The following is a 17,642-nucleotide window of genomic DNA, read 5'->3' on the forward strand; positions in this document are numbered from 1 at the left end:
ACAGTGGGTATTCCCTCTCAGGAGGTGGGGAATTTCAGTGAGCAGGTCTGGGGAGTTTCAATGAGCGTGGTCACTGTGACAGAAAAGCATTGGAGGGGACCGTTTAGATGAAAAACCGCGAGAACACACTGGCAATTGGCAATTGGCTCCGTGCCAACAGAGGGACAAAACGAATCAGCCCCCTTTCGCTTTTGTCTGCTGGCTTGAGTTGCGCAGCAACTCACACCTGCCGGCGCAGCCGGCAGGCGGATACCCCCCCGATGTTTGGATCAGGAATCGGGACTCTCCATTTCGCCCAACGTCGCTTCGCTACCGGGGGAGGAAACCAGGCGGCATCAATAGCTGTTGCTGTGATTTCCCGCATCTCGCTCCTGATGGGCGGAAATACGCGCCTTTCAGTCTCGCTTGTCTTTTCGACATACCTTCTTGGTCGTCGATTCTTCTTCGGAGGCCGGCCCAACATCGCTTCGCTCCTGTGCGCGAGGAAACCTGCTCCGTTCAGCAACTCGCACCTGCCGGCGTAGCCGGCAGGCTCACATGCCCGCTCGCAGTGCATCCACCGGCTCCAGCCGGGCGGCACGGAGCGACGGGTAGAGGCCGGCCAGCAATCCGACCACTGTTCCCAGCGCCGGGGCCGCCACGGGGACCCAGGGCTCGAGGACGGGCGTCCAGGTGCGGCTAGCGGCGACCCCGACGACGACCAGAACGCCGACGCTCGCTCCGACCACCCCGCCGATGAATCCCATCCCGGCGCTCTCGATGAGGAACTGGTAGGCGATGTGTCGACGGGCGGCGCCGAGTGAACGGCGCAAACCAATCTCGCCGACCCGTTCGAGGACCGACACCAAAGTCACGTTGGCGATGCCGATGGCGCCGATCAGCAGCGACACTCCGCCGAGCACGAGGAAGAGGGCGTCGACGTCTTCCTCGACACCTGAAATCAGGCTGGTCGGATCCGCAGGCGCCTGCACCCGCAAACGACCCGGCTCATTGGGGTTGAGCGCAATCGGTGCCTGCTCGGCAATGAGTTGGGCAGCTCCGAGCTCGGCGCGGATATGCACTTCGTCGATTCCGTTCAGGCCAAAGAGCTTCCTTGCCGTCCCGTTCGGGATGATCACGGCGTCGAGTAGGCGGGGCTCCTTGGCCAGGTCATCGATGATGCCGACGACGATGAACGGGTGTTCCCCGATGAAGATGGCGGGTTGGTGGTCTACGCGATCGATGTTGAGGCGTTGCGCGGCACTTCTGCCGAGCAGTGCGACGGGGTCTGCCCGATCCGAGTGACCTTCATCGAAGAAACGTCCGGTCCTGAGTTCGGCTACGAAGACTTCCAGCGTTCCCGGCGAGGCTGCCACGACATTCAATGCAAACTCGTTGCGGGCGAGCGGATCGCGCAGTGGGACCGAGCGAGTGAGGGATCCGGCGGTGTCGACGTTGGTCAGCGTTCCGGCGGCCACAACACCGTTCAAGCGTTCGAGTCTGTCCTGAGCATCCCACGGCAGCAGGTTGACTTCCGGTTGTGGCCCGAAGAACCCGAACTCCGACCGGTTCGAGACGGTCACGCTCGTGGCGATGAGCGGATCGAAGCGAGTCACGATCTGGTTGCCAGCCGTTTTGGCAATTCCGAGTGTGGCAACGATCGCTCCGATGCCGAGCACGGTCCCGAGAATGGTCAATATCGTGCGTCCCGGCCTTGCCAGCATCGAGGTCACAGCTTCGGCCACTAGATCGCGCACGGCAAAGCGGGGCTTCGGGTTGTTCATGTGCTGGTCTCGAGTTCGGTCAGGATCCCGTCCAGCATCTCGACTTGACGCTCTGCATGGGCACCCACGGTGGCATCGTGAGTGACGACTACGAGTGTGAGGCCGTCGCGCCGCAGGTCATCAAATGCTGCAAGGACCGATTCGCTGGTCTTGGTGTCCAGGTTCCCGGTGGGCTCGTCGGCGAGCAGGAGGCTCGGTTCCGCAACGATCGCTCTGGCGATGGCAACGCGCTGCCGTTCGCCACCCGAGAGCGTATCGGGCGTCTGCTCCATTCGGTGCCCCATGCCGACCCGCGCCAGAGCGGTTCGGGCAGCTTCTCGCCGCTCTTTTCGAGGGAATCCGTTGTAGAGCAGAGCCGTCATGACGTTCTCGATGACCGTGCGGTGGCGTAGTAGGTGAAATGCCTGGAACACGAACCCGATCTTGCGGCCGCGTAGTGCAGTGCGTTCGGAATCAACCGCGGCCCGCACGTCGACTCCGTCGAGGAGGTACGACCCGCTGGTGGGCTCGTCGAGTAGGCCCAGCACATTGAGCAGGGTCGACTTGCCGGACCCTGACGGCCCCATGACCGCCACGTACTCGCCTTCATAGATCGCCAGGTCGACACTGCGCAAGGCGTGGACCGGTTGTGTTCCCTCGAACGTCCTCGAGACGCTTTCGAGGAGGACGACGGGGAGGCTCATGCGTCTGAGCTAGGCGCGGTGGGGGCCTGCTCCGTCCCGACGACTACCCGATCGCCTTCGTGGATCTCTCCATCCACGGCGTTGATCTCGGCGTATCCACCGGCGTCCAGGCCGATCGTCACGACGAGAAAGGTGGTTGTGCCGTCCTCGTGTTCGACTTCGATCCGCGTCGCGCCGTCTGCGGTCGCAGACAACGCGGCCAGCGGGACGGCCAGAACGTCCCCGCCCGTCGACTCAACGGGAATCGTCAGCTTGACGTTGAATCCCTCCGAGAGGTCTTCGTTTGGACTCACCTCGAGGTAGACGCGATCGCCATCGACGTTGTTGGTGCCGGGACGGTCTGCCTTTTTGGTGACCACACCGGTGGTGGTGATGTCGCTGAATGAGTCCTCGATGATGACCTCGTCGCCGACGTCGATGAGGCCGGCATCGGCCACGGCGATCGACGTATCGATGGCGAGTTCAGATCCGGTGACTTGCATGACCTCACCCGCGACGCCGTCGCCGCGTTCGACGAAGACGCGGTCGATACGAACGGGTAACCGTCGCATGAACATGATTTCGGATCGCAAGGCGGTGACGCCCGTCTTGGCCAAGAGGCCGTTGTACGTCGCCTGAGCTTCGCTGAGGCGTTTGTTTGCATCGGAGAGCGCAGCGTCGGATTCGCTTGTGTCTGCCGGTGTGAGTGTCTCGCTGCGTCTGGCCTTTTCGATGGCGAGTCGGTCTTCGGCGTCTGCTACGAGATTGGCGTTGTTGCGGGCAGTCTGGTCTCGATCGATCAAGGACTGGGCCAGCCACGATTCCGCCTCCCGCAGCGCCATGGCGGCGTCGATCGACGCCTGCTCCAAAGCGGCGAGTTCTTCGGGTGTGAGCGGTGGCTCGGCTGCTTGCCCGGTGGCAAGCTGTTCGGCGGCGAGTGCTTTGGCGGCGGTTGCGTCCGTCACGTCTTGCTCTGCGGACGTAACCGCCGCCGCCGCAGCTGCGTCGGAGGCGCCGGCATTTGCCCTGGCGTCTTCCAGAGCCCGCTGGGACGATGCGACCGCCGCGTCGAGTTCCAGGATGGCTGATTGGGGCAGGGGCGCCTTGGCTGCCGCCAGGGCTTGTTTGGCGAACGTGACGTCTCTGGCCGCCGCGTCCACCGATGATTTGGCCGCGTCCAACTCGGCCTGCTCCTGCTCGTTCGGGCCGATCGGTTCATATCCGAGCGATCGGTACCAGGCGTCGACGGCGGTAGCTGTGTCTCCGCTGTAGGCGCCGTCGACTGCTCCCGGGTCGAAGCCGAGTCGTGCCAGCGCCTCCTCGAGCTGCAGGACGTCATCGCCTTCATCACCAGGGCGAATCGACCGGAACATGGGCAAGTCACCCTGCAACACGAGAATGGGCCGTCCCGACACTTCAATGACCAGGGACCCCTCCGTCAGGTCTGTGCCCTCGTCGGGCGCGAGAGTGACAATCGACGCGCCCCCGAGTACAGCGGGCGGATCCGCCAGCGTGATGCCGGCCGGCTGATCGAACCGCACATCGCCTCTGATGATTATGTCGCGGCCAAGGGTCCGCATTTCGACCGGCACGGTGATGCGCGACGGAGGCGGAGGTTCAGCCTCCGCCGCTACCTGAGCCGGCGATTTGATCTGGCTTCCGGCGTACCATCCACCACCCGCCGCCGCCACGACAGCGGCGAGTCCGATCGTGAGGGTTGTCGTTCGGCGCACCGGTCAATAGCCCAGCTCGTTCTGCATGTCCTTCTGTTTTTGGAGTAACTCGAAGTTCTCGAGAATGAACTGGGCTTCGTACTCCTCCTGGACTTCAGTTCTGAGATCCATCATGTCGCCACCGCACTCGGTGTCTGCCGCGGCAATCGCCAGTTCCTCATCGGCGAGGGCCTGGATCTGTTCTGGATCCACATCCGGTCCCCACGGACCGACGTTGGCGTATGCCTCCTCATAGAACGCCTCACGTTCGTCCTCGGGAAGGGCCTGGGCCTGAGCTTCGATCTGCTGGTAGAACTCATCCTGGCCGGACCAGAGGTCCTGGCCAAGCTCGTCCAGATACATCCAGATGTCTTCCTGGGTCGTGAACGAGTATCCGGCGGCGGACATGCAAGCGGCCCATTCCTCGTTGGCTTCGACGATGCGTGGGTCGGATTCGATCCTGCTCCAGAGATCCTCATAGGCAGGTTCGAGCTGCTGCCAGATATCCTCGAGCTCCGGATCTGGTCCGAAGCCACCGTAGGTGTCCTCGTAGGCGAGGTTCTGGCAACCGCCGATCTCCGACCAATCCGGCTCCACCCAGACCTCGTTGCCTTCCTCGTCGAGGGTCGGGGCAACCTCTTCGAAGTTCTCCCAGTTCCCATACAGGGCAACCTCGTAGGCCTGACGCTCAGAATCTGAGAGCGACTCCTGATACACCCAGTTGGGGTCGTCCTCTGGGTTGTATTGCTGATCGAACCCGCCCTCTTCGAAGGCTGCGGTTTCCTCGAGCATCATGGTGAAGTATCCGTATCCGTACTTGGCCTTCCACTCCTCTTCGGTGAGGTCCTCACCGGGACCGAAGTAGCCGAAGTCCTGGTCCTGGACGAACGGGGTGTACTCGAAGCCTTCCGCGGCCATACATTCGGCGATGGACTGCTGGACCTCCATCTCCTGCTCGCGATAGCGTGCTTCGTCGGCGGCCGGGTCGAAGTTCTCCTCACCGTATCCAAAGAAATCGGCAAGGGTCTTCGGGATATCCCCGGCGTCCGGACTGGTCGTCTCCGTCGACTGATCCCCGCTCGTGCCATCGTCGACGATGTCCGCAGCCACGTCCCCGCCGGTCGTTCCGCCACCGCAGGCGGCGGCCAATACCGACAGGATCGCCACCAGCGCGATCAACTTGAGCGTTACCCGGTTACCGCCAGAACGCGACATCATGATGCACCCCCGGTTGACTATCCCTTGTAAGACGCTCGGACACGCCTCTGAGTTCCATTAAACGCTAGACCGATGGTGCGGTGCAACGGGAATTCCACCACTAGCCTGCCATGGCAATGTCCTCAGACGCCCATCTCGACGCCCGTTTCATCAGGTTCGGTCATGACGAATGGGCTGATCTACGCGCCAACACACCGATGACGCTGGACGAATCCGATCTTGATCGCTTGCGGGGCATCAACGAGAAGCTGTCGCTCGACGAGGTCGCGCAGATCTACCTTCCGCTCTCCCGACTGCTGAACCTCTACGTGGCCGCTTCCCAGCAGTTGTACAAAGTGACCGACACGTTCCTCGGCCAACCCGCCGAACGAGTGCCGTACGTCATCGGGGTGGCAGGGAGCGTGGCAGTCGGAAAGTCGACGGTGGCCCGCGTTCTTCAGGCACTGCTGGCGCGTTGGCCTGACCACCCGAAGGTCGACCTCGTTACAACGGACGGATTCCTCTATCCAAACGCAGAGCTCGAACGACGCGGCCTCATGGACCGCAAGGGTTTTCCCGAGAGCTACGACGTACGTCGCCTCGTCCGGTTCATGGCGTCCGTGAAAGCCGGGGAGGGGGAGGTGGCGGTCCCGGTCTACTCGCATCTTGCCTACGACGTCGTGCCGGGGGAGCAGCGGCTGACCAACCGGCCGGACATCCTCATCGTCGAGGGGCTCAACGTCCTGCAGACCGGCGACGGAGGAGCTGTCCGGGCCCGGGTTTTCGTCTCTGACTTCTTCGACTTCTCGATCTATATGGATGCCGATGAAGACCACATCGTGCAGTGGTACGTCGATCGATTCCTGACGCTGCGCACGACGATCTTCCAGGATCCCAACTCCTACTTCCATCGCTACGCACTTCTCAGTGAAGGCGAGGCGATCGAGACGGCGATGGACATCTGGACACGGATCAATGGTCCGAATCTCCGCGAGAACATCCTGCCGACCCGCGAGAGAGCGCACCTCATCATCGAGAAGGATGCGGATCACACGATCAAGCAGGTCAGGTTGCGGCGGATCTAGCGGCGCTAGGCCGTAGGCTGTGGGCCGTAGGCCAGAAACGCCCAATACCTACAACCTATTACCTACAACCTTTTTACCTACTACCTTTTCATGCCAATTGCTCCATCGCACCTTCGAGATCTCCTCACCACGTTCGTCCCGCCTGATGAGCTCCAGGCGTCCTATCGGAGTCGGATGCTCGATCTGACTCGCATAGACGGCGACCCGACGGCGGGCGATCTCTACGACCCCGGCCATTTCACGGCCAGCGGATTCGTGGCCGCACCCGACCGGGACGGCGTCTTACTCATCCACCACACCAAGATCGGTACATGGCTGCAACCAGGAGGTCACATCGAGCCCGACGATGTGTCGATCGAACGAGCGATACGTCGGGAGGTCGAAGAAGAGACTGGTCTGGCGGACATGGCATCACTCGGGCTGCTCGACATCGACATCCACCAGTTCCCGGCTCGCCGGGACGGTCCGGCCCACCTCCATTTCGATGTTCGGTTCGGGTTCCTGGCAGCTTCGGGGATTGTTACCTCCGGAGAAGGCACCAGGGACGTGCGTTGGGTTGAGTTTGACCACGTGAGCCTCTGGAACTCCGACGTGAGCGTGACGCGCCCCTGCATGGCACTGCAATCACTGGTACGACAATCCTCCGCCGGCTGATCATCCGGTACCCATGCGAATGACGGTTTGCCAGGTGTCGGGTGGCTGTGGATGCGATCGAGATCGAATCGCCAACCCGGCCGGCTGTTACTCTGCCCGGACCGACAGAATGGGTTCATGCTCGACCGGATCATGCGGGCCGCCCGGCTCGATCAGAAGCTCTATACCGAGGTGTTCTTCGATTCGGCGGCTACCGGGGACGCCGTGTTGCTGGTGGCCGGAATCTATGCCGCCGTCTACCTGGCCCTGGTGGTCAGCGGATCGGTTGGTTTCGGTGTCGTCTTCTTTATCAGCCTGTTGCTCGGCGGCTTGATCGGATGGCTGGTCGTCTCGGGCGGCCTGTGGTTAGCCGGCACCAAACTCTTCGATGCGTCGGCGCGCGGTGCCACAGTGATCCGCCTCACCGGATACAGCCACGCTCCGCTTGCTCTGCTGGTCGTTGCGCCGTTCGTCGGGTCGGTACTAGTCGATGTGGTCGTAGCAGCTGCTTTGATCTGGTTCGTGGCGGCGATCGGAGCGGCCGCTCGGGTCGTGTTCGATTTCGACACCCGCAAGGCGATGGCAAGTGCCGTTCTCGCAGTTGCGCTGTGGTGGGTCGTGCAAGCGATCGGGATCGGCGACGGCCTCGCCTCTCTGCTCCGCTTCTTCTGACGTGACCGTTTACCGGATGGATCTGGCCTACGACGGCTCCGGCTTCCGCGGATACGCCCGTCAACTGAACGTTCGCACTGTGCAGGATGACCTCGAGGCTGCTCTCCATCGAGTTGTGCCGGGCGTCGCGACGGTGGTCGCCGGCCGGACGGACGCCGGAGTCCATGCCGACGGGCAGGTGATCAGCTTTGAGAGTGACCAGGACCTCGACACCGGGCGGCTCCTCCGGTCTCTCAACAAGATGCTCAACCCCGAGATCGCGATCACCGCATTGGTTGCGGCGGCTGATGACTTCAATGCCAGATTCTCAGCGATCTCCCGCACCTATCGCTACCGGATCGACAACGGCCGGGTGCTCGATCCGCAATGGCGGCATCGAGCATGGCGCGTTTCGTATGCCCTCGATATCGACAGAATGGCAGCCGCGGCCAAGCATTTCGAAGGCTTGCACGACTTTGCTTCATTCTGCAGGGCAGCTCCCGGACGGTCGAGTGAGCGGAAAGTGCTGGCGACGGAATGGAGGTACCTCCAGGATGGGATCCTCGAGTTCGAGGTGGCCGCCTCATCGTTCTGTCATCAGATGGTGCGGGCGATGGTGGTGGCGTGCGTTGAGGTCGGGCGTGGGCGGCTGCCTCCCGAAGCCATCCCGCGCTTTCTCGAGGCCAGAGATCGTTCGACCACCGGAGGAGCGGCACCTCCGCACGGCCTGACGTTGTGGCACGTGGGATACCCGTAGTCGCGGGTCTGACGAGCTACCCGCGACGAGCAACCCGCGACTATCGGAATGTCGGACCGGGCGGTGGCGTTGCTTCGGGTACGTTGTACCGTCCTGCTCACATCGTCCGTGCGTTGCTGCTCCAACCGGACTCCTACCGGGATGCGTCGCTTCGCCGCGCCGGATCCAACGTATCGTCGGTGCTGTTCGTCCTCACGGTCTACAGCCTGCTCGCTTCATGGGCGATGTGGCTCGACCGTGCGTCGGGGGCGGGATTCCGAACCGCTGCAGCATTCGTCGTCTGGGGATTGCTTCGTTGGGTCGTCGTTGCGCCGATCCTCTGGTTCATCGGCGTGCACGGCGTCGAAGGGGAAGGAACCCTCGGAGCGATGTACCGGGCAACGGCTCTGGCGCACGCTCCGCTCCTGCTCCAGGTCATGCCGCTAGACGTGAGCTTCGCCAATGTCGTCGCCGCCGTCTGGTTCGTGCTGGCGCTGATGGTGGCGGGCCGGGCGGTATTGGGACTCTCCGTCCGGCGGGCGGCCGGCACCGCGGTCATGGCGGCCGCCGGCCTGCTGATCGTATCGAATGTGTTTCTAGTCCCAATCGCCATCTTCGGGGTGGTGTGAGGACGCCCGATCGCCTATCGCCCAACGCCTAGGGCCCACTGCCTACTGCCACCGCCTATCGCCGGGTGCCAATTGCCAATTCCCATTCTCCAAGAACCTATTGCTTATCTCTCGGGCCCATTGCTACGTTCCTCCCAACGTATGCAGCGCACTCTTCTCCTCCTACTCACCACTCAGCCGTTTGTGAATCGGCGTCGAACCAGGCGATCGTGGCGGCCGAGCAGATGGGCGCTGGCCAATCCGATAGAACGGTCGGTCCAGGACACCCTTCGCTTGACTTATTTGACGGCCCGTCCGATGCGAGAGGGGCTCGATGCCCGGTCGGCCGCTCGATCGGCCCGTGCTATCAGAGAACTCGTCGGAGTGGCGGCGGTTGCCATCACCGACGTCAAAGACGTTCTCGCCTACAGCGGCATCGGGCATCGTCATCATGGAGTCGGAGACCTTCAGGTCTTTGAGATCGGTGAGGCGGCGATCCGGACCGGTGGATCCAGGGCGTCCAGATCGGGCCTGGTTTGTGATCGGCTCGATTGCCCGATCGGTGAAACCGTGGCCGTCCCCTTGCGGGCCGGGTCTGAGGTGATGGGTAGCCTCATTCTGCTGCGCCTGAAGGATCAGCCGGTGACCCTCGGCCTCATTCGCGCCGCCCGCGAGGTCGCCAGGCAGCTTTCAAATCAGCTCCAACTGGCGGAGGGCGACGTAACCCGCCAGGAGCTCCTGAGGGCCAGAACGGTGGCCCTTCGTGCTCAGATCAGCCCTCATTTCGCCTACAACACGCTCACCGCCATTGGAAGCATGGTGCGTAGAGATGCCGAGCGGGCCAGAGAACTACTGATTCAGTTCGCCGAGTTCTCACGCTACATCCTGCGGAACGACCGCATCAACACGACGCTCTCGGACGAACTGCGCAACGTTCACACATACCTCGAACTTCAGCGAGCCAGGCACGGAGACCGGCTCGAGGTCGTATTCAGAGTCGATCCCGAGGTCTTGCCGATCACGATTCCGATGCTCCTGCTGCAACCCCTGGTGGAGAACGCGGTTCAACATGGTCTCGAGCGGCGTGAGGGGATCTGGCGGGTATCGATTGATGCGGAGGACCGGGACGACGACGTCTACCTGTCCGTGTCGGACAACGGTGTCGGCATGTCCGATGAGGCGATTGCCTCGATCACGGCTTCAGTCGGCGAGCCTGGTGAAGGGTCGGTCGGTCTGGCCAACATCCAGGAGCGACTCCGCTCGACGTATGGCGAGCATTACGGGCTACATTTCGAATCCGAGCCAGGTTCCGGCACGCGGGTCTCCATGCTCGTTCCCAAGTATCGTGCCGGGGTGATCCAACCGTGATCTTCTCCAAGGTGCTCGTCGTCGACGACGAACAGCACGCTCGTGACGACCTGGCCTATTTGCTCGAGGCGGCAGGTGCAGCCGAAGAGATCCAGACGGCCGCCGGCGCAACCGAAGCTCTGGTCTTGCTGCAGGATGAACCTGCCGATGTCGTGTTCCTCGACATCCGGATGCCCGGCCTCGACGGAATCCAACTCGCCAAGACGCTCGGGCAGTTCTCCGATCCGCCTGCTGTTGTGTTCGTCAGTGCCCACGAAGAGCATGCGGTGGAGGCGTTCGCGATCGATGCAACCGATTACCTGCTCAAGCCCGTCTCAATGGAACGCCTCACGGCGACGCTTCGGCGTCTCGAGAGCCGGGTGGCAGGGAGGTCGGCCGGCGCCTCCGCGCAGGTTGGAGCAGAGCGCACAGAGGACGACGCGCTGCCCTTCGTCGCCGTCGAGGTAGCGGGCAAGACCCGTCTCATCGATCGGGGCGAGATCCGCTACGTCGAGTCCGAAGGCGACTATGTGCGCCTCCACACCTTCAAGGACTCATACCTGGTGCGCCGGTCGCTCTCGTCGCTGGCGGAACGGTGGTCCTCCGAGGGTTTTGTTCGCGTTCATCGCAGCTTCCTCGTGAATCTCCGCCACGTCATTGAGATTCAGCCGTACTTCAATCAGACCCTGATCGTGAGGCTCAACGACTCAGGCGAGACCAAGATCCCGGTCAGTCGTCGGCGAGCAAGACAACTTCGTGAGCGCTTGGGCCTCGGTACCACGGGCCGATGAGGGACGACCGCAACACGGCACTCGATCCGATCTACCTTCGTACGGTTCTGAGGGTCAATTTGTCGACGTCGCTCTTCTATTTCGGGCTCTTCTTGCTCGTCATACTCGGCGGTCCGATCGTCTTCTGGCTGTTTCCATCGTTGGCGACGACCTACCTGTGGTCGCTGCCACTTCCGTGGCTGTTTCTCGGAGTCGCCGGATTCCCGATGCTGGTGCTCATCGCCTGGAGCTACCTCGGCGCAGTCGAGGAGGATGAGGACGAGTTCTCAGACCTGGTGGATACGCCGTGACATTGACGACGATCTTCGTAGGAGCGGTGATCGTCGCCACTTTCACTATCGGCCTGTTCGGCATAAGGATCGCCCGCACCACATCGGACTTCTTCGTCGCCACCCGGGCGGTCGGGTCGATCTGGAACGCTTCCGCCATCTCGGGCGAGTACCTCTCCGCGGCCTCTTTTCTCGGCATTGCCGGATTAGTCATGAAGTTCGGGGCTAGGGCGATGTGGTTTCCACTCGGTTATGCGGCCGGGTATGTGATGTTGCTGCTCTTTGTCGCGGCACCCCTCAGGCGCTTCGGTGCCTACACGATCCCGGACTTCGCCGAGGGGCGCTTTGCCAGCCGGCGCCTCCGACGCATCGCCGCACTCCTGGTTCTCCTCATCGGGTGGTTCTACCTCGTTCCTCAGATGAAGGGCGCAGGTGTGACTCTCGAACTCCTCGCCGGCGTGCCCTACTGGGTAGGCGTGGTCGTCGTGGGGGTCCTCGTCATTGCAGCCGTGGCATTTGGCGGGATGAAGGGCATCACCTATGTGCAGGCCTTCCATTTCTGGACCAAGCTCACTGCGATTTCATTCTCGGCTCTGGTTCTGCTGATTGCGCTCGGCTGGTCGTCCGGCGCTCGCACTCCATTTGCGGCCGGATTGCCGACTTTCCCCGATGACACAGAAGTTACCTTCGCTCGCGACACCCGGTTGGAGGTGCCGGAGTCGATCGTCGTTGCCGTCAACGGTGCGGCGGTTGTGTGGTCGGCGGGCGAAATCGAGGTGCCTGCCGGCACGAAGGCGGCGTTCGCCGCGGGTGACGTGGCTCCGACGGCGTCATCGATCGGCGCCAGGGACGGCACGGCCTGGACCGTGCCGTTCCCGGATGGTGAGCGGTACGGTCTGCTGGGCGCCGTTTCGCTCCTGATCGCCACCGTGCTCGGGACAATGGGGTTGCCACACATCCTCGTGCGGTTCTACACGAATCGCGACGCACCGTCGGCCAGGCGCACGGCAGTCGTGATCCTCGGATTTGTCGGGGTCTTCTACTTCTTCCCCTGGATCTATGGAGCGCTGGGCAGGGTGTGGGTTCCCGAGTTGTACGTGACCGGCGATACCGACACCGTGGTGCTGGCGCTGCCCCGTCTGCTCGATGGGACCCTCGGCGAGTTCATCTCGGCGCTGGTGGCGGCCGGCGCCTTCTCCGCGTTCATCTCGACGTCATCCGGACTCCTGATCAGCGTCGCCGGGGCGTTGAGCCACGACCTCTACGCGCAACTCCTGCGCCCTGCCGCTTCGGCTGCTCGAAGGCTCTGGTACTTCAGGGCAGGGGCCGTATTCGGTGGGATCGTGGCGATCGGGCTCGGTTTGCTCGCCCGGCCGTTCGACATCAACATTCTGGTCGGATGGGCGTTCGCCATCGCCGCCAGCGCCTTCTGTCCGCTCTTGATTCTCGGCATTTGGTGGCGAGGGCTGGCCGCCCGCGGTGCCGCCCTTGGGATGATCGTTGGGGGAACCACCGCCACGGCCGCCATTCTCGTAACCATGCTTGGTGACGTCGATGGGTTGTTGGGGGCGCTACTGGCGCAGCCGGCGGTGGTGACGGTTCCTCTGGCGTTTGCCGTCATGATCCTGTTCTCCTGGCGGGCACGTCCCCCCCGTCACGCCGACCGCTTGCTGCTGAGAATGCACATGCCCGAACGTGCTTCGGAACTGCTGCGAATGGAGCTCTAATAGCGCTGTCAAAGGGGGCGGCACCAGACGAAGCGACGGGTGAATTTCCGTCGAACCCATGAGCCAGAACTGAACGGCAGAACAGTTCTTCGTTGCACTCGCTTGGCTGCGCCGAGCGGTCCGTTCATCCGATGACCGGTCTGTTCGCCGCCGATTGACGCAGCAAAGCGCCGCTCAACGCATTCCCCCGCCGCGAAGAGAGATGGCGTCGTACCTTCCTCGTGACGAGCCCCCGGGTGCCCCAGGGGCACCCATGCATGGAAGGGAGGTCGAAGCGGTGGATCAAGCCATAAAGGACTACTGGCGACGGAACGTACGCCTCAAACTCATCTTGTTGTCGATCTGGGCGTTTGTCTCGATCGTCTTGTCGATTCTCTTGATCGATGTTCTCAACGAGGCATCAATCGGAGGATTTCCACTCGGATTCTGGATGGCGCAGCAGGGATCGATCTTTGTGTTTGTTGTTCTCATCTTCGTATATGCGAAGACTATGGATCGCTACGACACGGAGCTTGAAGCAACGCTGCAGGGAATGTCGGGAGGTAGCGCATGAGCGTCGAAGTCTGGACGTGGATCGTTGTCGGCCTGACCTTCGCGCTCTACATCTATATCGCTCTGCGACAGCGGGCGAGGGATACCGAGGGCTTCTACGTGGCAGGCCACGGAGTTCCCGCGGTCGCCAACGGCATGGCCGTTGCCGCCGACTGGATGTCGGCTGCATCGTTCATTTCGATGGCAGGCATCATCGCCTTCCTCGGTTCGGACGGTTCCGTCTACCTCATGGGTTGGACGGGCGGCTATGTGCTGCTGGCGCTGCTGCTGGCACCGTATCTGCGTAAGTTCGGCAAGTACACCGTTCCCGACTTCGTCGGCGATCGCTACTACAGCCAAACTGCCCGCATTGTCGCACTGGTGGCGGCGATCTTCGTTTCGTTCACCTACGTGGCCGGCCAGATGCGCGGCGTCGGGATCGTGTTCTCGCGGTTCCTGAACCTCGATATCAACGTCGGTGTGTTCGTTGGCATGGCGATCGTCACGGTCTATGCCGTCACCGGCGGCATGAAGGGCATCACCTGGACTCAGGTAGCGCAGTATTCGGTGCTGATCATCGCCTACTTGATTCCGGCCATTGCCATCGCCTCGAAGCTGACGGGAATGCCGATCCCTCAGCTTGGCTTCGGCGGCGTGCTCGACGATCTGAACGCGATCCAGACGGATCTCGGATTCGGAGCGTATACGGAAGCCTTTTCGTCACTTTCGACGTTGAACGTCCTGTTCATCACGATTGCGCTCATGACGGGTACGGCCGGGTTGCCACACGTGATCGTGCGGTTCTATACGACGAAGACGGTGCGGGATGCCCGCTGGTCGGCTGGATGGGCTTTGTTCTTCATCGCCATCCTCTATACGACGGCTCCGGCAGTTGCGGCCTTCGCCAAGACGAACCTGATGGACACGGTGTCGAACCAGCCGTACGAGCAGGTCAAGGCTGAGAACTCCTGGTTCGGCTCATGGGAGGAAACCGGTCTGCTCAGCTTCGATGACAAGAACGGCGACGGGATCATCAACTACCAGGCAGGCGACGGCAACGAACTGACCGTCGACCGCGACATCATGGTGCTCGCCAACCCGGAGATCGCGGGTCTCGCCGCCCCGATCACTGCGCTTGTGGCGGCAGGCGGCCTGGCCGCTGCACTATCGACGGCGTCCGGTCTTCTTCTGGTGATTGGATCTTCGATCGGGCACGACCTCTATACGAAGGTGTTGAAACGAGGCACCAATGAGGCTCAGCGGCTGCGTGCCGGTCGGATCGCGATGGGCGGCGGCGTGCTGGTTGCCGGCTACTTCGGGATCAACCCGCCCGGGTTCGTTGCGGAGGTGGTGGCATTCGCCTTCGGCCTTGCCGCGGCGAGTTTCTTCCCGGTCATCGTGTTGGGGATCTTCTGGAAGAAGGCCACGAAGGAGGGCGCGATTGCCGGGATGGCCATCGGCATGACGTTCACCTTCGTGTACATCGTGATGACGGCCAACGGTCTGATGGACATCGATCCCTGGCTCTTCGACATCTCGCCGCAGGGCATCGGGACGGTCGGTATGGTCCTCAACCTGGTCACCACCTACGTTGTCTCGAAGATGACGAAGGAACCGCCCGCCGAGGTCCAGGAACTCGTCGAGAGTCTCCGGATCCCCGAGGTGGCCAGCGCCTACCTCAAGGAGGGCAAGGCCTAGAGCACTCCGGGCCTGAACAGGAAAGCGGGGAAGTTGGTGCTTCCCCGCTTTTCTGTGTCGCGGGTCGCGGGTCGCGGGTCGCGGGTCGCGGGTCGCGGGTCGCGGGTCGCGGGTCGCGGGTCGCGGGTCGCTGGTCGCGGGTCGCGGGTCGCGTGAAGCCCACATCTGCGGGCTCTGCCGGGCGAGTGCCCACTAACCTGCGTTTCGATGCAACACGCAATCTTTCGGTTCCTATCCGAGATGACCGCGTTCGCCGGCGTTCGCCCGGCGGATATCGATGACTTGATCGAGGACATAACCGAAGCGGCTGCTGTCGGAGGCGAGGTCGTCACTCCACCAGGTCCCGTCGCCGTGATGTTCGGCGGGCTGCGGATCAGTGATCAGGAGGGCCGCAGCGTCGATGTCGTGGGCGCCGGCGAATTCTGGGTGCCGAGCCCGGGCCACACCGCCACGGCATCTTCCGCAACCACGTACCTTCTGCTCCCGGATCGGGCAATCGACCTGGCGTGGGAGGGCGAGGCAGGTCGGGCAGTTCTGGCCGGGCGGCAACGGACCGCCGGCGACGACCTTCGACTCACCTCGCGCCTGGTCTCCGACGTGATGGCCGCACCTCTCGTGGTCGGCGGGCACCTCGCGGCGCAGGCGGTGGCCGAGGCCATGACCCTGGAGGGGGCCACCGCAGCACTCGTCACGGTTGGGGACCGTCTCGGAATCGTCACAGATCAGGACTTCAGGGCCAGGATGGTGGCGATCGGTCGGGACTCCTCCGGCCCCGTTCGTGACATCGCCACCTTCCCGGTTACGACCATCGAATCCGGCGATCGTCTCCTGACGGCCCTGGAAGTGATGGTCGACCAGGGAATCAAGCACCTTCCCGTTCTGTTCGACGGTCGTCCGGTCGGCATGCTGGCCGATAGCGATCTATTCGGGACGATCGACGAGAGTCCATTCGCCATTCGCAGCGCGATTCGCAGCGCTCGGACCCCGGGCGCACTCGCCGAGGTCTATGCATCGATGCCCAGAATCGTTGAGCGGCTGCTGTCGCAGGGCATGGAAGGTATGGCCATCTCACGGCTGCTGGCCAACTTCGCAGAAGCCGCCACCGCCCGGGCCATAGAGTGGGCGACGGCTGAGCTCGGTCCCGCCCCCGGCTCCTACGCCTGGGTTGCCTTCGGGAGCCTCGCCCGGCGTGAACTCGCACTGCTTCCCGACCAGGATCACGCCCTCGTCGTGCCAAACGGGCTGGGCTCCAATCCCTGGTTTGATGGGATGGCCTCTCACGTGACCAGGGTTCTCGAGGAGGTCGGATACCCGCGCTGCAGTGGGGCGGTGATGGCCTCAGAACCGGATTGGCGCGGCGAGGAAGGCGAGTGGGAGCGGCGGTGGATTGCCTATCTGCTCGATGCCAGCCCGGTCCATCTTCTCGAATCGCAGATCGTCTTCGACTCGAGGGTCATCGCCGGAGATGCGACCCTGGCCGGTTCGTTCGCGGAGTTGCGTACGCGAGCCAGGAACGCAGGTCCCTTCCTCGCCTTGCTCGCCAAGCGGGCGGCCGACTTCCGTCCCCCGCTCGGGTTCATGGGGCGGATGCAGACCGAGCGGGGCGGCGACCACGCAGGAACGTTTGACCTCAAGGCGGGAGCGATCCTCCCGATTGTTCAGTTCGCCCGGATTCATGCCCTCGTCATCGATGCTCCGATGGTCGGCACGATCGGCCGCCTGGAAGCGGCTGCGGCGGCGGGCGAGGTATCGGACGAGTTGTCCTCAATGCTCATCGAGGGTTACGAGCTTGCAACCACGATTCGTCTCGAACACCAGGTGGCACGCTGGCGGTTGGGCGAATCGCCAGACAACCGCATCAACCCCGACGAGTTGACGAGCTGGCGGCGAATGGGCCTGCGGGAAGTGTTCAAGGCGATCAAGTCCGCCCAGGAGGCTCTGGCGCTCAACTTCTCGTCGGGGCTTGTGTCATGATCATCGGTTGACGGCTGTGATGTGGCTCGCCCGGCGGCCATGTCTGCGACGGAGAGGAGGACGACGATGGATCGTCGCGGTCAACGCCTGGCCGCGGTTTCCGTGTTCGGCGCGCTCGCCCTCAACTATCCACTGATGACGCTGGCGTCCTCGGATGGCACGTTGCTCGGAGTTCCGGTGCTCTACCTGTACTTGTTTGTTTGGTGGGCTGTGCTCATCGGGGTCATGGCCTTCGTCATCGAGCGAAGGCGCTGAGCG

General features: G+C 62.9%; 17 protein-coding genes. 13 read left to right on the plus strand and 4 right to left on the minus strand.

Annotated elements, in window-relative coordinates:
• Positions 1-533: 533 nt before the first annotated feature.
• From P1T08_13290 to P1T08_13305, 4 genes are read right to left on the minus strand one after another with little or no spacing between them, the layout of a single operon-like run.
• Complete coding sequence (locus P1T08_13290) at positions 534-1,763, minus strand: ABC transporter permease (GenBank protein MDF1597048.1); 1,230 nt, start codon at positions 1,761-1,763, stop codon at positions 534-536.
• Positions 1,760-2,446 (minus strand): ABC transporter ATP-binding protein, encoded by a 687-nt coding sequence (locus tag P1T08_13295; protein ID MDF1597049.1) that lies wholly within the window; start codon positions 2,444-2,446, stop codon positions 1,760-1,762. Before P1T08_13295 ends, P1T08_13290 begins: the two co-directional genes overlap by 4 nt.
• A complete protein-coding gene (locus tag P1T08_13300; GenBank protein MDF1597050.1) occupies positions 2,443-4,158 on the minus strand; it encodes a peptidoglycan-binding domain-containing protein in 1,716 nt (571 codons plus the stop codon). The genes P1T08_13295 and P1T08_13300 overlap by 4 nt, the downstream gene beginning before the upstream one ends.
• A gap of 3 nt (positions 4,159-4,161) precedes the next feature.
• Positions 4,162-5,355, minus strand: coding sequence for a hypothetical protein (locus P1T08_13305; protein ID MDF1597051.1), 1,194 nt, complete (start codon positions 5,353-5,355; stop codon positions 4,162-4,164).
• A 110-nt stretch (positions 5,356-5,465) separates the two neighbouring features.
• Between P1T08_13305 and coaA the strand changes: the two genes are divergently transcribed.
• The 13 genes from coaA (at position 5,466) to P1T08_13370 (ending at position 17,639) form a co-directional block, all read left to right on the plus strand.
• Positions 5,466-6,419: a type I pantothenate kinase gene (gene coaA, locus P1T08_13310; GenBank protein MDF1597052.1), complete on the plus strand. Its 954-nt coding sequence runs from the start codon at positions 5,466-5,468 to the stop codon at positions 6,417-6,419.
• 90 nt (positions 6,420-6,509) lie between these two features.
• Positions 6,510-7,073, plus strand: a complete 564-nt coding sequence (locus P1T08_13315) for an NUDIX domain-containing protein (protein MDF1597053.1) — start codon at positions 6,510-6,512, stop codon at positions 7,071-7,073.
• Positions 7,074-7,190: 117 nt separating this feature from the next.
• Positions 7,191-7,724 carry a hypothetical protein gene (locus tag P1T08_13320; GenBank protein MDF1597054.1) on the plus strand — a complete coding sequence of 178 codons (534 nt, stop codon included), beginning with the start codon at positions 7,191-7,193 and terminating at the stop codon, positions 7,722-7,724.
• Between the two features lies 1 nt (position 7,725).
• Positions 7,726-8,460, plus strand: a complete 735-nt coding sequence (truA, locus tag P1T08_13325) for a tRNA pseudouridine(38-40) synthase TruA (protein ID MDF1597055.1) — start codon at positions 7,726-7,728, stop codon at positions 8,458-8,460.
• Between the two features lie 113 nt (positions 8,461-8,573).
• Complete coding sequence (locus P1T08_13330) at positions 8,574-9,068, plus strand: YIP1 family protein (protein ID MDF1597056.1); 495 nt, start codon at positions 8,574-8,576, stop codon at positions 9,066-9,068.
• Between the two features lie 141 nt (positions 9,069-9,209).
• Positions 9,210-10,415 carry a histidine kinase gene (locus P1T08_13335; GenBank protein ID MDF1597057.1) on the plus strand — a complete coding sequence of 402 codons (1,206 nt, stop codon included), beginning with the start codon at positions 9,210-9,212 and terminating at the stop codon, positions 10,413-10,415.
• Positions 10,415-11,185, plus strand: a complete 771-nt coding sequence (locus P1T08_13340; protein MDF1597058.1) for a LytTR family DNA-binding domain-containing protein — start codon at positions 10,415-10,417, stop codon at positions 11,183-11,185. Before P1T08_13335 ends, P1T08_13340 begins: the two co-directional genes overlap by 1 nt.
• On the plus strand, positions 11,182-11,475 hold the full coding sequence (locus tag P1T08_13345) for a hypothetical protein (protein MDF1597059.1): 294 nt from the start codon (positions 11,182-11,184) through the stop codon (positions 11,473-11,475). The genes P1T08_13340 and P1T08_13345 overlap by 4 nt, the downstream gene beginning before the upstream one ends.
• Complete coding sequence (locus tag P1T08_13350) at positions 11,472-13,181, plus strand: cation acetate symporter (GenBank protein MDF1597060.1); 1,710 nt, start codon at positions 11,472-11,474, stop codon at positions 13,179-13,181. The genes P1T08_13345 and P1T08_13350 overlap by 4 nt, the downstream gene beginning before the upstream one ends.
• Before the next feature lie 253 nt (positions 13,182-13,434).
• Complete coding sequence (locus P1T08_13355; protein ID MDF1597061.1) at positions 13,435-13,734, plus strand: DUF4212 domain-containing protein; 300 nt, start codon at positions 13,435-13,437, stop codon at positions 13,732-13,734.
• Entirely contained in the window at positions 13,731-15,410 is a 1,680-nt protein-coding gene (locus P1T08_13360) for a cation acetate symporter (GenBank protein MDF1597062.1), read from the plus strand. Before P1T08_13355 ends, P1T08_13360 begins: the two co-directional genes overlap by 4 nt.
• A gap of 207 nt (positions 15,411-15,617) precedes the next feature.
• Positions 15,618-17,384, plus strand: a complete 1,767-nt coding sequence (locus P1T08_13365) for a putative nucleotidyltransferase substrate binding domain-containing protein (protein ID MDF1597063.1) — start codon at positions 15,618-15,620, stop codon at positions 17,382-17,384.
• A gap of 66 nt (positions 17,385-17,450) precedes the next feature.
• Positions 17,451-17,639 carry a hypothetical protein gene (locus P1T08_13370; protein MDF1597064.1) on the plus strand — a complete coding sequence of 63 codons (189 nt, stop codon included), beginning with the start codon at positions 17,451-17,453 and terminating at the stop codon, positions 17,637-17,639.
• Positions 17,640-17,642: the final 3 nt, after the last annotated feature.

It is taken from the genome of Acidimicrobiia bacterium (assembly GCA_029210695.1).
Classification (GTDB): Bacteria; Actinomycetota; Acidimicrobiia; order Spongiisociales; family JAHEDJ01; genus JAHEDJ01.